Annotated in this window: 13 protein-coding genes and 1 pseudogene; 8 read left to right on the top strand and 6 right to left on the bottom strand. The window is 67.2% G+C overall.

The genetic code is table 11. The annotated features are described in order from the left end of the window. Positions 1-127: 127 nt before the first annotated feature. The 5 genes and pseudogenes from amn to ladS all read right to left on the bottom strand — a co-directional run bounded on the left by amn (position 128) and on the right by ladS (position 6,912). The gene (gene amn / locus HMPREF2886_RS03965) at positions 128-1,627 is read right to left on the bottom strand and encodes an AMP nucleosidase (RefSeq protein ID WP_003119204.1); all 1,500 of its coding nucleotides are present in this window, start codon (positions 1,625-1,627) and stop codon (positions 128-130) included. 54 nt (positions 1,628-1,681) lie between these two features. Further along, a pseudogene (locus HMPREF2886_RS03970) lies at positions 1,682-2,114 on the bottom strand (PaaI family thioesterase). 11 nt (positions 2,115-2,125) lie between these two features. Beyond that, on the bottom strand, positions 2,126-3,775 hold the full coding sequence (locus HMPREF2886_RS03975) for an acyl-CoA dehydrogenase family protein (protein WP_033972376.1): 1,650 nt from the start codon (positions 3,773-3,775) through the stop codon (positions 2,126-2,128). Continuing rightward, entirely contained in the window at positions 3,772-4,419 is a 648-nt protein-coding gene (locus tag HMPREF2886_RS03980) for a TetR/AcrR family transcriptional regulator (protein ID WP_003093144.1), read from the bottom strand. Before HMPREF2886_RS03980 ends, HMPREF2886_RS03975 begins: the two co-directional genes overlap by 4 nt. Positions 4,420-4,524: 105 nt before the next feature. Then, positions 4,525-6,912 (bottom strand): hybrid sensor histidine kinase/response regulator LadS, encoded by a 2,388-nt coding sequence (ladS, locus tag HMPREF2886_RS03985; protein ID WP_070746835.1) that lies wholly within the window; start codon positions 6,910-6,912, stop codon positions 4,525-4,527. Between the two features lie 210 nt (positions 6,913-7,122). Here ladS and HMPREF2886_RS03990 point away from each other — a divergent pair, with 210 nt between their 5' ends. From HMPREF2886_RS03990 to HMPREF2886_RS04005, 4 genes are all read left to right on the top strand, one after another. Further along, positions 7,123-7,920, top strand: coding sequence for a hydroxymethylpyrimidine/phosphomethylpyrimidine kinase (locus HMPREF2886_RS03990; protein ID WP_003100335.1), 798 nt, complete (start codon positions 7,123-7,125; stop codon positions 7,918-7,920). Between the two features lie 10 nt (positions 7,921-7,930). Next, positions 7,931-8,560 carry a thiamine phosphate synthase gene (gene thiE, locus HMPREF2886_RS03995; protein ID WP_003093148.1) on the top strand — a complete coding sequence of 210 codons (630 nt, stop codon included), beginning with the start codon at positions 7,931-7,933 and terminating at the stop codon, positions 8,558-8,560. Between the two features lie 37 nt (positions 8,561-8,597). Then, on the top strand, positions 8,598-9,881 hold the full coding sequence (gene hemL / locus HMPREF2886_RS04000) for a glutamate-1-semialdehyde 2,1-aminomutase (RefSeq protein ID WP_039026992.1): 1,284 nt from the start codon (positions 8,598-8,600) through the stop codon (positions 9,879-9,881). 208 nt (positions 9,882-10,089) lie between these two features. Further along, complete coding sequence (locus tag HMPREF2886_RS04005; protein WP_003093155.1) at positions 10,090-10,638, top strand: tetratricopeptide repeat protein; 549 nt, start codon at positions 10,090-10,092, stop codon at positions 10,636-10,638. Positions 10,639-10,653: 15 nt separating this feature from the next. On the opposite strand, the gene HMPREF2886_RS04010 is transcribed toward HMPREF2886_RS04005, so the two are convergent. Then, the gene (locus HMPREF2886_RS04010) at positions 10,654-10,986 is read right to left on the bottom strand and encodes a DUF1820 family protein (RefSeq protein ID WP_003093157.1); all 333 of its coding nucleotides are present in this window, start codon (positions 10,984-10,986) and stop codon (positions 10,654-10,656) included. A 128-nt stretch (positions 10,987-11,114) separates the two neighbouring features. On the opposite strand from HMPREF2886_RS04010, the gene miaB reads away from it, so the two are divergent. The 4 genes from miaB (at position 11,115) to HMPREF2886_RS04030 (ending at position 14,954) form a co-directional block, all read left to right on the top strand. Beyond that, a complete protein-coding gene (gene miaB / locus HMPREF2886_RS04015) occupies positions 11,115-12,455 on the top strand; it encodes a tRNA (N6-isopentenyl adenosine(37)-C2)-methylthiotransferase MiaB (protein WP_039026993.1) in 1,341 nt (446 codons plus the stop codon). Positions 12,456-12,623: 168 nt separating this feature from the next. Continuing rightward, positions 12,624-13,646: a PhoH family protein gene (locus HMPREF2886_RS04020; RefSeq protein ID WP_070746837.1), complete on the top strand. Its 1,023-nt coding sequence runs from the start codon at positions 12,624-12,626 to the stop codon at positions 13,644-13,646. Further along, a complete protein-coding gene (gene ybeY, locus HMPREF2886_RS04025; protein ID WP_003093160.1) occupies positions 13,636-14,118 on the top strand; it encodes an rRNA maturation RNase YbeY in 483 nt (160 codons plus the stop codon). Before HMPREF2886_RS04020 ends, ybeY begins: the two co-directional genes overlap by 11 nt. Next, positions 14,115-14,954, top strand: a complete 840-nt coding sequence (locus HMPREF2886_RS04030; protein ID WP_003093161.1) for an HlyC/CorC family transporter — start codon at positions 14,115-14,117, stop codon at positions 14,952-14,954. The genes ybeY and HMPREF2886_RS04030 overlap by 4 nt, the downstream gene beginning before the upstream one ends. The last annotated feature ends 85 nt before the right edge of the window (positions 14,955-15,039 follow it).

Raw genomic sequence — 15,039 nt, forward strand, 5'->3', positions numbered from 1 at the left:
TGGTCGTTCCGACCGGCAGAAGGCAGCGCGGTTCCACGCAGGGCGAAGGGCCATCATTGTAGAGCCTCGGCCCCGCGAGGCGTAGAAGCGCGCCGCGGTTTCCGCGCGAAAACCGCGGCGCGGCCGATCAACGGAACGGCGGCTCGTCGAAACTCCGCAGCTTACGCGAGTGCAGCGAGTTGAGCTGGCTGCGCAGCAGGTCGAGGGCGGCGATTCCGATCCGCAGGTGCTGGTTCACTGCACGCTCGTAGAAGGCGTTGGCCGAACCGGGCAGCTTGATCTCGCTGTGCAGCGGCTTGTCCGAGACGCACAGCAGCGTGCCGTAGGGCACCCGCAGGCGGTAGCCCTGGGCGGCGATGGTGCCGCTCTCCATGTCCACCGCGATGGCCCGCGCCAGGTTGATCAGCGGCCGCTCCTGGGCCCAGCGCAGCTCCCAGTTGCGGTCGTCGTAGGTGAGCACGGTGCCGGTACGCAAGCGTCGCTTGAGCGACTCACCGCGCTCGCCGGTGACTTCGGCGGCGGCTTCCTGCAAGGCGACCTGGACCTCGGCCAGCGCCGGGATCGGGATGTGCGGCGGCAGCGCGCGGTCGAGGATGCCGTCGCGGCGCATGTAGGCATGTGCCAGCACGTAGTCGCCGATGGTCTGCGACTGCCGCAGGCCGCCGCAGTGGCCGATCATCAGCCAGCAGTGCGGACGCAGCACCGCCAGGTGGTCGGTGATGTTCTTCGCGTTGGACGGGCCGACCCCGATGTTGACCAGGGTGATGCCGTCGCCATCGGCGGCGATCAGGTGGTAGGCCGGCATCTGGTAGCGGTGCCAGACCACCCCGGCGACGATGGCGTTGGCCTCGCCTTCGTCCATCCCGCGCTCGATGATCACGTTGCCCGGCAGGACCATGCGCACGAAGCGCGGGTCCTCGCGCAGGCGAGTCAGGCCGAGGCGGATGAACTGGTCGACGTAGCGGTGGTAGTTGGTCAGCAGGATCCACGGCTGCACGTGGCGCCAGTCGCTGCCGGTGTAGTGCACCAGGCGGCGCAGGGAGAAGTCCACCCGCGCGGCGTCGAACAGCGCCAGCGGCAACTGGTCGGCGCGTTCCCATTCGTAGAGGCCGTCGGCGATGTCGTCGGAAGCGGCGGACAGGTCGGTGCTGGGGAACACCCGCGCCAGCTCGGCGGCGGTCACCCCGGAGCCGGCCAGTTCGTCGCCCTGCTCGACCACGTAGGGATAGGGGATGTCCTGCTGGCTCGGGCCGACCTGCACCTGCACGGTGAAATCGTCCATCAGCGGACGCAACTGTTCCAGCAGGTACTTGCGGAAGGCGTCGGGGTGGGTGACGGTGACGCTGTATTCGCCCGGCACCTGGACCTTGGCGTAGGCACGGGTGGTGGACGGCACCTCGCCCTGGCAGCGGTAGCCGATGCGCAGTTGCGGGTAGTGGAAGTTCTGCCGCTCGGCCTCGCTCGGCTCGATGCGCTCCTTGATGTAGCGCTTGAGCGCCTGGCTCAGCGCCGCGGTGGCCTGGCGGTGCAGCTCGGCAAGACGGTCGACGGCCTCCTCGGCCGTGCGGGCGACGACGAACCCGTCGTCGGAATCGATACTCATGGTGGGCTTCCTGTCGGTTCGCATGGAAAACATCTTGCCTGTACCGACAGGAAAACACAGCGCTTTTCTCCCGTTACCTCATTCGGCCAGCGCCACCACCGCCATGGTCACGGTGGCCTTGCTGAACAGGCGCCGCCGACCGTCCCGCTCGGCGAACACCTCGGCCTCGACCACCGTCACCTGGCGCCCGGCCTTGAGCACCTCGGCGCGACACAACAGGCGCGGGCAAAGCGCCGGGCGCAACAGGTTGAGCTTGAACTCCAGGGTCAGCACCGTCTGCCCCTCCTCCACCAGGGTCGCGGCGGCGGCCCCGGCGGCATGGTCGGCCATGGGTCGCCTGGACCCCGGCATGGATGAAGCCGTTCTGCTGGGCGTGGCGGGGCAGGATGTCCAGCCCCGCTTCGACCCAACCCGGCCCGCAGTCCAGCGGACGGATGCCGAGGTCGCCGACGAAACTGGCCGCGGCGAAGCCCTGCTCGACCAGCTCCCGGTAGCGCGGATGCGCCTGCATCGCGGCGCGCCTCAGGCCAGGTGCGGGGTGGCGCGAGCCAACAGCGCCTCGACCTCGACGCCGCGCGGCAGGGTGCCGTAGACCCGCCCGCCGTCCCCCAGGCGACTGCCGATGAAGGCGTCGGACACCGCGGAGTTGCCGGCTTCCAGCAACAGCTTGGCCTGCAGGGCGATCGCCACGTCCTCGGTGAGCTGGCGGGCGCGGTACTGGATGTCGGCGGTGTCGGCGAAAGCCGCCTTGAGATTGCCGATGTGTGCGGCGAGACGGGCGTCGCCATGGCCGTCGCCCAGTTCGGCGAACAGCGCGTCGAGCACCCCCGGCTCCTTCGACAGGGCACGCAGCACGTCCAGGCACTGCACGTTGCCGGAACCTTCCCAGATCGAGTTCACCGGGGCCTCGCGGTAAAGCCGCGGCAGGATGGTTTCCTCGACGTAGCCGGCACCGCCCATGCATTCGGAGGCTTCGTTGATCATCGCCGGGGCACGCTTGCAGATCCAGTACTTGCCCACCGCGGTGACCAGGCGGGCGAACTTCTCCTCCTGCTCGTCGTGGGCACGGTCCAGGGCATGCCCCATGCGCAGGGTCAGGGCCAGCGCCGCCTCGCTTTCCAGGGCCAGGTCGGCGAGCACGTTCTGCATCAGCGGTTGCTCGGCCAGCACCCGCCCGCCGACCTTGCGGTAGGCACAGTGGTGGGCGGCCTGGGTCAACGCCTGACGCATCAGTGCGCTGGAGCCGATCATGCAGTCGAAGCGGGTCATGGCGACCATCTCGATGATGGTCGGCACGCCACGGCCCTCCTCGCCGACCATCCAGGCCAGGGCGCCGCGATACTCGATTTCGCTGGAGGCGTTCGACCAGTTGCCCAGCTTGTCCTTCAGGCGCTGGATGTAGAACTGGTTGCGGCTGCCGTCCGGCCGGTGGCGCGGCAGCAGGAAGCAGGTCAGGCCCTTGTCGGTGTAGGCCAGGGTGAGAAAGGCGTCGCACATCGGCGCCGAGCAGAACCACTTGTGCCCGACCAGTTCGTAGGCCTGCCCCGGTCCGGGAATCCCCACCGGGTAGGCCCGCGTGGTATTGGCGCGGACGTCGGTGCCGCCCTGCTTCTCGGTCATGGCCATGCCGATGGTGACGCCCGCCTTCTGCGCCATCGGCACGTTGCGCGGGTCGTACTCGCGGGAGAGGATCTTCGGCAGCCATTTCTCGGCCAGGTCCGCCTGCAGGCGAATCGCCGGCACGCTGGCGTAGGTCATGGTCAACGGGCAACCGGTGCCGGCCTCCGCCTGGCTGTGCAGGTAGGACAGCCCGGCCCGCGCCACCTGGGCGCCGGGGCGCGGATCGGTCCAGGGCAGCGAGGGCAGTTCGTGTTCGATGGCGGCGCGCATCAGCTCGTGGTAGGCGGGATGGAACTCCACCAGGTCGACGCGGTTGCCGTAGCGGTCGTGGCTATGGAACTCCGGCTTGTGCTGGTTGGCCAGGAAGCCGGCCGCCATCAGCGGGCCGCCGGCCAGCTCGCCGTAGCGCTGCAGGCGCTCCTCGGCCCAGCCGCCCTGGTAGCGACGCACCCACTCCTGGAGAGGCAGGTCGAGGCGGTAGAGGTTGGCGCCATCCAGCGACGGTACCTGGTTGGTCACTTCGTGGGTTTCGGCGTACTGGTGCAGGTTCATGAGGGTTCCTCGCAGACAGGCGCGCCCACCGCGCGCAGGCAGAAGTTCACCAGAGCCGTACTCACCGGCTCCAGACTCGGTTCCGGCTGGCCGCTGTCGCGAGCGGCCCGCGCCGGGGGAGACAAGGGGCCGACCAGCGCCTCGGCAATGGCCCCGACCAGGCAGGCCGCGGCAAGCGGCACCAGGGAAAGCTGGAATGCGCCACTGCGCCGGCCCTCCTCGAGCAGTTCGACGAACAGCGCGGCGTAGGCCTCGCGATAGCGCAGGCGCTGCTCGTCGACTTCAGGATCCACCGGCTCGGCGATCAGGGCAAAGGCCAGCCGCTGGCTGCTCCAGGCGCGCGCGGCGAAGCGCCGCAAGCCCTCGGCCAGGCGCCAGGCGGGCGCGCCGGGACCGCGCAGAACGACGGCCAGGGCATCGACCTCACGCTGGCTGGCGCGGCGGAAGATTTCCGCCGCCAGCTCGCCCTTGCCCCGGAAGTGGCGGTACAGGCTGCCGGTGGCGATCCCCGCGTCGTCGGCCAGGGCCTGCATGGTCAGCGCGGCGAAACCGCCCTCCGCGACACGCCGCAGGCCTAGCTGGAGGATGCGCTCACGCAGCGCGGAATCGCGTTGCAGGCGGCGTTCGGTGACACGATAGACCATGACTGAATCCGGATTCACTTTTTCCCAGTGAATCACGCTTCAGGTTTTGCCTAAAGAGACATACAGGTCGCGCAGGCCGGCATTTCAGCCAGCCACGGAAAGGCTTCAGGCGGACTTGGTGATGATCGGCTGGCACAGCAGCCAATCGTGCAGCAGTGTCTGCAACTCTTCGAACTTGACCGGCTTGGCCATGTAGTCGCTCATGCCCGCCGCCAGGCAGCGCTCGCGATCGCCGCTGTGGCTGTGGGCGGTCAAGGCCAGCACCGGCAGTTCCGCGCAGCCGGGCAGCGCGCGGATCGCCCGGCAGGTGGCGAAACCGTCCATCACCGGCATCTGGCAGTCGAGCAGTACGCCGTCCGGCCGCTCGCGCGCCAGCAACTCCAGGGCCTCGCTGCCGTTGTCGGCGGTGCGCACCCGGTAGCCGAGCTTGAGCAGCATGCCGCGAGTCACCAACTGGTTGATGGCGTTGTCCTCCACCACCAGCACCGTGCACTCCTCGGGACGCCGCACCGCCTGCCCGCCGGCGCGCCGCGGCGGCGGCGCCAGGCCCTGGGCCGGCTGGGTCAGTTGCAGGCGCAGGAGGAAGCGGCTGCCCTGTCCTGGCCGGGACTCGTGGGTCAGCTCGCCGCCAAGCAGTTCCACCAGCTTGCGGCACAGCGCCAGGCCGATGCCGAGGCCTCCATAGCCACGGGTCAGCGAGCTGTCGGCCTGGACGAAACGCTGGTAGAGATCACTGCCGGCGGCCATGTCGAAACCGATGCCGGTGTCGATCACTTCCACCCGCAGCGCCACCCCGTCATGGGTACGCCCGGCGGCAACGCGCAGGGTCACGCTGCCCCTGGCGGTGAACTTGATCGCGTTGTCGACCAGGTAGCCCAGCGCCTGGGCCAGCTTGCCGGCATCGCCTTCGAGGGTGTCCGGCAGGCTGTCGTCCAGTTGCAGGGCGAAGCGCAGGCCCTTCTCCTCGGCGCGCGGCGCGTACTGCGCGCGCAGGCTGTCGAACAGGCCGCGCAGGCTGAACGGCTCGCGGCGCGGGTAGAGCTTGCCGGCCTGCAGTTCGATGAGGGCGAGGATGTCGTTGACCATCCGCATCATGTCCCGCGCCGAACCGGCGGCGGTACGCTGGTACTCGGCGAGTTCGACGTCCATCGGCACCGTCTGCATCAGCTCCAGCGAACCGATCACCCCGCTCATCGGGGTGCGCAGTTCGTGGGTGACGGTGGCGAGGAACTCGTCCTTCAGGCGGTTGCTGTTGGCCAGTTCCTGGTTCAGCGCCTCCAGTTTGCGGCTGGACTCCTGGAGGATTCGCGCGCGCTCCTCCTTCATCGCGTTGATCCGGTCCGCCAGTGCCAGCGACAGCAAGCCCACCTCCAGCGCCGAACCGATCTGGCTGGCATACATGGTGAGGAACATGTTCGGCAGGTAGCCGAGGACCATCAGGGTATTGACGATGCCGCCGAGAAGGAAGGCGGTCCAGGCGATGATGAAATAGCGCGCCACGCGCATGCCGCGCAGCCAGGCGAGGATGCCGGCGGCAAAGATCAGGCCGGTGAAGGCCAGCGCCAGGTAGGTGGCCAGGCGCAGGGCCACGGCGTAGCTCATGGTCAGCGCCATCAGCATGACCAGCGCGCCGACCGCCATCAGCGCCAGCAGGCCGCGATCGACCCACACGCTGTGGTCGCGGGTATGCAGGAAGCTGCGCGCGAACTGGCAACCGAACAGCGCCGCCGAACCGATCAGGAACGGCGTGGCGGCGTTCGCCCACCAGGGGTTGTCGGGCCAGAAGTACTCGATGCCGGCGCCGTTCACCGAGACCTGGTAGAGCCCGAACGAAGCGATATAGAGGATGTAGTAGAGATAGCTGGTATCGCGGACGCTGAGGAAGGTGAACAGGTTGTAGATCAGCATCACCAGCAGCACGCCATAGATGATGCCGAGCACATAGATGCGTTCGGGCTGCTCCTCCAGGTAGGCCTTGGGCGACCACAGCGTCAGCGGCGCCTGGATCGACCCCTGGCTTTCCAGCCGCAGGTAGACACGCTGCGGCTTGTTCGGCTCGAGGCCGAGTTCGAACAGGTAGTTGTTCTGCCGGATCGGCCGACTGGCGAACGGCAGGGTGTCGCCGGTGCGCTGGGCGAGACGGTAGCCGCCCTGACCATCGGGCAGGTAGAGGTCGAGCTTGTCCAGTGGCGGATAGGCCAGCTCCAGCAGCCAGGTGCGCGGGTCGTTGGAAGCGACCGGCCGGTAGTCCAGGTCCAGGCGCAACCAGAACACCGAGCGCGAGTAGCCGGCATTGAGCACGTCCTTGTCATGGCGGCGGAAGCTGCTGTCGATGGCCCGCGAGGTGATGTCGTTGATATCGGCGCTACCGCGCACGTCCTCGAACACGTCGATGGACTGCCCCAGCGGCAGGCGCTCGACCTGCTCGTTGAAGCTCACCGCACCCGCCAGGCACGGCAACGCAAGAAGAAAGAGAATCAGCCAGTGCCGCATGATGCCCCGCAGTGCTCCTCGAACGGACCGGGAGCCCCACCTCCCTCGTCATGGTCCGCCCTTGGCGAGCGTTGTATGAATATTCGCCGAACTTTAGCACACGCCACGCCACATCAGGCCCGGGGCGTGTCACACCCGGCCCGGGCGCGACGCCCGAAAGGTCGTCCGCGCAGCCGCCACGGAGCGCTTTTAGTGGTAAGCTCACGCGCCATGAAAACACCGACCTCCCGCCCCGTAGTGCTCTGCCTGTCCGGTCACGATCCCAGTGGTGGCGCCGGACTGCAGGCCGACATCGAGGCCCTGCTCGCCCAGGGCTGCCACGCCGCTCCGGCGGTCACCGCGCTGACCGTGCAGGACACCGTCAACGTCAGCGACTTCCGCGTCCTCGACCGCGAGTGGGTGCTGGCCCAGGCCAACGCCGTACTCGCCGACCTGCCCGTCGCGGCGGTCAAGCTGGGTATGCTCGGTTCGCTGGAAATGGTCGACACGGTGGCCGAGATCCTCGCCGCCCACCCGCACCTGCCGGTGGTCTGCGATCCGGTGCTGCGTGCCGGCGGCGGCGGTGCGCTGGGCAAGGGCGATGTCGGCTTCGCCATGCGCGAGCGGCTGCTGCCGCGCGCCACCATCGCCACGCCGAACCTGCCGGAAGCGCGCCTGCTCGCCGACCTGCCCGAGGGCAGCGCCGACCAGTGCGCCGAGCGCCTGCTGGAACACTGCGAGCACCTGTTGATCACCGGCGGACACGGCGACGAAAGCGAAGTGCACAATCGCCTGTACAGTCGCGACGGCAGCCGCCGCACCTTCACCTGCCAGCGCCTGCCCGGCAGCTACCATGGCTCCGGCTGCACCCTGGCCAGCGCCCTGGCCGGTCGCATCGCCCTCGGCGAAGCGCTGCACGGCGCCGTGCAGAGCGCCCTCGACTACACCTGGCGGACCCTGCGCGACGCCGAGAGTCCGGGCCACGGCCAATACGTGCCGCGCCGCCTGCCCACCGACTTCTGTCACTGAGAGCCAGCCGATGAAACTGCGCGGCCTGTACGCCATCACCGATAGCCAGCTACTGGACGACGGCCGCCTGCTGCCCTACGTCGAAGCCGCGCTACGCGGCGGCGCGCGCCTGCTGCAATACCGCGACAAATCCAGCGACCAGGCGCGGCGCCTGCGCGAGGCGGAAAGCCTGCGCGAACTCTGCGAACGCCACGGCGCGCAACTGATCGTCAACGACGACGCCGAACTCGCTGCGCGCCTGGGCGTCGGCCTGCACCTCGGCCAGACCGACGGTTCGCTGTCGGCGGCGCGCGCCCTGCTCGGCCGCCAGGCGATCATCGGCGCCACCTGCCACGCCCAACTGGAACTGGCCGAGCAGGCGGTGGCCGAGGGCGCCAGCTACGTCGCCTTCGGCCGCTTCTTCAATTCCAGCACCAAACCCGGCGCCCCCGCCGCCAGCGTCGAACTGCTCGACCAGGCCCGGCCGCGCCTGCACCTGCCGATCACCGCCATCGGCGGCATCAGCCTCGACACCGCGCCCGGCCTGATCGCCCGCGGCGTCGATCTGGTCGCCGTGATCCATGCGCTGTTCGCCGCCGCGTCCGCCGCCGAGGTGGAACGCCGCGCCCGCGCCTTCAGCGCCCTGTTCGAACCTGCCTGACGCCTCCGCGCCTCGCCCGAGAGATAGAGAGCTAGCCATGTCCCGTTCCGAAACGCTGTTCAACAACGCCCAGAAACACATTCCCGGCGGGGTCAACTCCCCGGTGCGCGCCTTCAAGAGCGTCGGCGGCACCCCGCTGTTCTTCAAGCACGCCGAAGGCGCCTATGTACTGGACGAGGACGACAAGCGCTACGTGGACTATGTCGGCTCCTGGGGCCCGATGATCCTCGGCCACAGCCATCCGGACGTGCTCGACGCGGTGCGCCGGCAACTCGACCACGGCCTGTCCTATGGCGCGCCGACCGCGCTGGAAGTGGAAATGGCCGACCTGGTCTGCTCCATGGTGCCGTCGATGGAGATGGTGCGCATGGTCAGCTCCGGCACCGAGGCGACCATGAGCGCCATCCGCCTGGCCCGCGGCTACACCGGGCGCGACAGCATCATCAAGTTCGAAGGCTGCTACCACGGCCACTCCGACAGCCTGTTGGTGAAGGCCGGCTCCGGCGCCCTGACCTTCGGCGTGCCGAACTCCCCGGGCGTTCCGGCGGCCTTCGCCAAGCACACCCTGACCCTGCCGTTCAACGACATCGAGGCGGTGCGCAAGACCCTGGGCGAAGTCGGCAAGGAGGTCGCCTGCATCATCGTCGAGCCGGTTGCCGGCAACATGAACTGCGTGCCGCCGGCGCCGGGCTTCCTCGAAGGCCTGCGCGAAGCCTGCGACGAACACGGCGTGGTGCTGATCTTCGACGAAGTGATGACCGGCTTCCGTGTCGCCCTCGGCGGCGCCCAGGCCTACTACGGGGTCACCCCGGACCTGTCGACCTTCGGCAAGATCATCGGCGGCGGCATGCCGGTGGGCGCCTTCGGCGGCAAGCGCAAGATCATGCAGCAGATTTCCCCGCTGGGCCCGGTCTACCAGGCCGGCACGCTCTCGGGCAACCCGCTGGCGATGGCCGCCGGCCTGACCACCCTGCGCCTGATCAGCCGCCCCGGTTTCCACGACGACCTGACCGCCTACACCACGCGCATGCTCGACGGCCTGCAACAGCGCGCGGACGCCGCCGGCATCCCCTTCGTCACCACCCAGGCGGGCGGCATGTTCGGCCTGTACTTCAGCGGCGCCGACGCCATCGTCACCTTCGAGGACGTAATGGCCAGCGACGTCGAACGCTTCAAGCGCTTCTTCCACCTGATGCTCGACGGTGGCGTGTACCTTGCGCCAAGCGCCTTCGAGGCCGGCTTCACCTCCATCGCCCATGGCGACAAGGAGCTGGAAATCACACTGAACGCCGCCGAAAAAGCCTTCGCCGCGCTGAAATGACCCTCTTCGCGGCGCCCTTCTCGGGCGCCGCCCTGCTCCCCGCCGGAACGCCTTCCTAGCCGAAATGCATAAACGCGCCGACAAAGTTCCCGAAAAGACAGTAAAGACTTTGTAAGGAGGCGTCGGCTTATTTCATAATGTGAGGGTCAGCGCATTTCGTTGGCCGGGCAGCCCTTGCCCGCCCCGATCCAGGAGGTGTCTTCCCCTCATGTTCCGTACCGGCCGCACCCTCGCCCTGGGTTGCCTGTTGATCCTCCAGCCGCTGCTCGCGCAGGCGGGAGGCAACTCGTTGCTGATTCCAGCGACCGGCCGCTGCGCGCTGAACACCGTTCCCGAGGAATTGCAACAGGCGCTCGCCGCCTGCCAGCAGGTCGCCAATGGCGGCGACGCCGAGGCGCAATACGAACTGGGCGAATTCTTCTACGACGGCGAGCGCATCCCGCGCGACCTCCAGGCCGCCCTCAACTGGTTCGAGAAAGCCTCGCTGCAGGGCCATGCCCAGGCCCAATACCACCTCGGCACCATGTTCTTCCGTGGCGAAGGGGTTCCGGCGAACAACGTACAGGCCTATATCGTGCTGAAGATGGCAGCGGTGAACGGCGCCGAGGACGCCCTGGACAGCGCCGACCTGGTAGCCGAGCAGATGAACCGCGACGAACTGGACATCGCCACCCGGGTGCTGGGGCAGATCTTCCGCAACTACCTGATCGAACTGCAGACTGCCGGCGGCGTCACGCCCTTCGCGCCGCTGCCCTGACGCCCCTTTCGCGAATCAGTCGCTCTTGCCGGGCATCGGCATGGGGAACGGCATGACATTGCCCGCGCCCTTGGCCTCGCTGATCTTCGGCGTACCCAGGCGCTCGACCTCGTCGATGCGGACGATCGCGTGCATCGGCACGAAGCTGCGCAGAACGCCTTCGAACTGCGCCTTGAGCTTCTCCTCGCTGGGGTCCACCACCACCTGGGTGCGCTCGCCGAAGACGAACTCCTCGATTTCCAGGAAGCCCCACAGATCGCTCTGGTAGATCTGCTTGGCATACATCTCGAAGACCTGGCCCTGGTTGAGGAAAATCACCTTGTAGATGGGGTTTTCGCGCTTGTTCATGGCGGGGAAAGCAATGCCGGAAAATGAAGGGCGCGAATCATAGCACAGCCTTTCGGCCAGCAACGCTAGGAACCGGCGGCCCCGCCCTCTATAATGCGCGGTCCTTTTCGAACTGTCCGACGAAGCGCATGGCCAAGAAGCTTTTCATCGAAACCCACGGCTGCCAGATGAACGAGTACGACTCGTCGCGAATGGCGGACCTGCTCGGTGAACACCAAGCCCTCGAGGTGACCGAAAACGCCGCCGAGGCCGACGTCATCCTGCTCAATACCTGCTCGATCCGCGAGAAGGCCCAGGAAAAGGTGTTTTCCAAGCTCGGCATGTGGCGCGAGCTGAAGCAGCAGAATCCCGACCTGGTGATCGGCGTCGGCGGCTGCGTGGCCAGCCAGGAAGGCGCCGCGATCCGTGAGCGCGCGCCCTATGTCGATGTGGTCTTCGGCCCGCAGACCCTGCACCGCCTGCCGGAAATGATCGACGCCGCGCGCAGCACGCGCAAGCCGCAGATCGACGTGTCCTTCCCGGAAATCGAGAAATTCGACCGCCTGCCGGAACCGCGGGTCGATGGCCCCACCGCCTTCGTCTCGGTGATGGAAGGCTGCAGCAAGTACTGCAGCTTCTGCGTGGTGCCCTACACCCGCGGCGAGGAAGTCAGCCGACCATTCGACGACGTGATCGCCGAAGTGATCCACCTGGCCGAGAACGGCGTCCGCGAAGTCACCCTGCTGGGACAGAACGTCAACGGCTTCCGCGGCCTGACCCACGATGGCCGTCTGGCCGACTTCGCCGAACTGCTGCGGGTGGTCGCCGCCGTCGACGGTATCGAACGCATCCGCTATACCACCTCGCACCCGCTGGAATTCTCCGACGCGCTGATCCAGGCCCACGCCGAGGTGCCGGAGCTGGTGAAATTCATCCACCTGCCGGTGCAGTCGGGCTCCGACCGCGTGCTGGCGGCGATGAAGCGCAACCATACCGTGCTGGAATACAAGTCGCGTATCCGCAAGCTGAAGGCCGCGGTACCGGACATCTGCATCAGCTCCGACTTCATCGTCGGCTTCCCCGGCGAAACCGAGAAGGACTTCGAGCAGACCATGAAGCTGGTGGAGGACGTCGGCTTCGACTTCTCCTTCTCCTTCATCTACAGCGCGCGGCCCGGCACGCCCGCCGCGGACCTCGCCGACGACCTGCCGGAAGAAGTGAAGAAACAGCGTCTGCAGATCCTCCAGAGCCGCATCCACCAGCAAGGCTACGAGATCAGTCGGCGCATGGTCGGCAGCACCCAGCGGATCCTGGTCACCGATTTCTCGAAGAAGGACCCGGGCATGCTCCAGGGGCGCACCGAGAACAACCGGATCGTCAACTTCCGCTGCGACAATCCACGCCTGATCGGCCAGTTCGCCCTGGTGCACATCGACGACGCGCTGCCGCACTCGCTGCGCGGCACCCTGATCGACAGCACCCTGCATTGAGGCCGACGACCGTACGGCGGGCTCGCTGAACCTTCCCGCCGCCACGGTGCACCAACGTTTCAGCGGGAACCGGGAAAGCGCCGCCGCGATACGGCAACTTTGCGCGACGATATCCAGCGGTTATTCTCTTTCCTATCAACCAGCCACTGGCGAGTACGACAGAACACCTTGAACGCCCCCCAGGAACTTCATCGCTTTATCCTCGAGCCGTTCGACGCCCGCAGCTTCGCGACACTTTGCGGGCAGTTCGACGAGCATCTCCACCAGATCGAGAAACGCCTCGACATCGAGATCCGCAACCGCGGCAACCAGTTCGAACTGGCCGGCGAACCGCGCCGGACCAAGGTTGCCGAACGCCTGCTGCAGCGTCTCTACCGCGAGGCGCAGAACGGCACCGATCTCACTCCCGGCACCGTGCACCTGTACCTGCAGGAGTCCGGCCTGGAAGACCTCGAGGAATTGCAGAGCGCGCCGCAGGTCACCCTGAAATCACGCAAGGCGCACATCCGCCCGCGCGGCGCCAACCAGCAGCGCTACGTCAAGGCGATCCTCGACCACGACATCAACTTCGGCATCGGCCCGGCCGGCACCGGCAAGACCTATCTCGCCGTGGCCTGCGCCGTCGACGCCCTGGAGCGCGAGCAGATCCGCCGCATCCTGCTGGTGCGCCCGGCGGTCGAGGCCGGCGAGAAGCTCGGTTTCCTTCCCGGCGACCTGTCGCAGAAGATCGACCCCTACCTGCGCCCGCTCTACGACGCGCTCTACGAGATGCTCGGCTTCGAACACGTGGCCAAGCTGATCGAGCGCAACGTCATCGAGGTCGCACCGCTGGCCTACATGCGCGGGCGCACGCTGAACAACAGCTTCATCATCCTCGACGAGAGCCAGAACACCACCGTCGAGCAGATGAAGATGTTCCTCACCCGGATCGGCTTCGGCTCCACCGCGGTGATCACCGGCGACGTCACCCAGGTCGACCTGCCCCGCGGTACCCGCTCCGGCCTCAAGCACGTGATCGAGGTCCTGCAGGACGTCCCCGGCATCAGCTTCACCCACTTCAAGCCCAAGGATGTGGTCCGCCACCCGCTGGTGCAGCGTATCGTCGAAGCCTACGAGCGTCACGAGAGCCGCCAGCAAGGCCAGGTGCGGCCGGTCGAGGGAACGGGCAAGGGCGGTCACGATGCCGCTTGAGCTCGACCTGCAGGTCGCCAGCGCCGCCCCGGACCTGCCCTCCGAAGCGCAGTTCCGCGCCTGGTGCGAACTGGCCCTGCGCCAGCGTCCGGAGTCGGAGCTGACCATCCGCCTGGTGGACGAGGCCGAAGGCCTGGAACTGAACAGCACCTACCGGCACAAGGACTATGCGACCAACGTGCTGTCCTTCCCCGCCGATGTCCCGGACGAGCTTCTCGATATCCCGCTGCTCGGCGACCTGGTGATCTGCGCCCCGGTGGTCGCCCGCGAAGCCCTGGAACAGCGCAAGCCGTTGCAGGCCCACTGGGCCCACCTGGTGATCCACGGCTGCCTGCACCTGCTCGGCTACGACCACATCGACGACGCCGAAGCGGAAGAAATGGAAACACTGGAACGTGAATTGCTGGCGGAACTGGGTCATCCCGATCCGTACGCCTGCGACGACGAAGAGCCACCGAGCAAGGAAAAATGAGCGAAGACCGATCGAGCAACGGGCACAAGTCCTGGCTGGACAAGATCACCCAGGCTTTTGCCCACGAGCCGAGAAACCGCCAGGAGCTCCTCGAGCTGCTGCGCGATGCCCACGACAACAAGCTGCTGGACAGCGAGGCACTGTCCATCGTCGAGGGGGCGATCCAGGTCGCCGACCTGCAGGTACGCGACATCATGGTGCCGCGCTCGCAGATGATGAGCATCCGTTCGACCCAGACGCCGAAGGAATTCCTTCCGGCCATCATCGAAGCCGCCCACTCGCGCTACCCGGTGGTCGGCGAAAGCCTCGACGACGTCATGGGCGTACTGCTGGCCAAGGACCTCCTGCCACTGATCCTGCACAACGACGAGCGTCCCTTCGACATCAAGGAACTGCTGCGTCCGGCCACCTTCGTCCCCGAATCCAAGCGCCTCAACGTGCTGCTCCGCGAATTCCGCGCCAACCGCAACCACATGGCCATCGTCATCGACGAATACGGCGGCGTGGCCGGCCTGGTGACCATCGAGGACGTGCTGGAACAGATCGTCGGCGATATCGAGGACGAGCACGACGTCGAGGAAGACAGCTACATCAAGCCGCTGCCCAGCGGCGATTTCATCGTCAAGGCGCTGACCCCCGTGGACGCCTTCAACGACTTCTTCGGCTCGGAATTCTCCGACGAGGAATTCGATACCGTGGGCGGCCTGGTGATGAGCGCCTTCGGCCACCTGCCCAAGCGCAACGAAGTGGTCGAGCTGGGCGAGTTCCGTTTCCGCGTACTCAACGCCGACAGCCGCCGCGTCCACCTGCTGCGCCTGTCTCCCCTGCAGAACTGAGCGCGCCCCCTCCGCCGCGGCGGAGGGGGCATCTTCCCGCAGCGTCCTTCTGGCGTCTCGCCAGCCCCTCCTTTACTCTTGCGCC

This window comes from Pseudomonas sp. HMSC066A08 (genome assembly GCF_001813025.1).
Lineage (GTDB): Bacteria > Pseudomonadota > Gammaproteobacteria > Pseudomonadales > Pseudomonadaceae > Pseudomonas > Pseudomonas aeruginosa.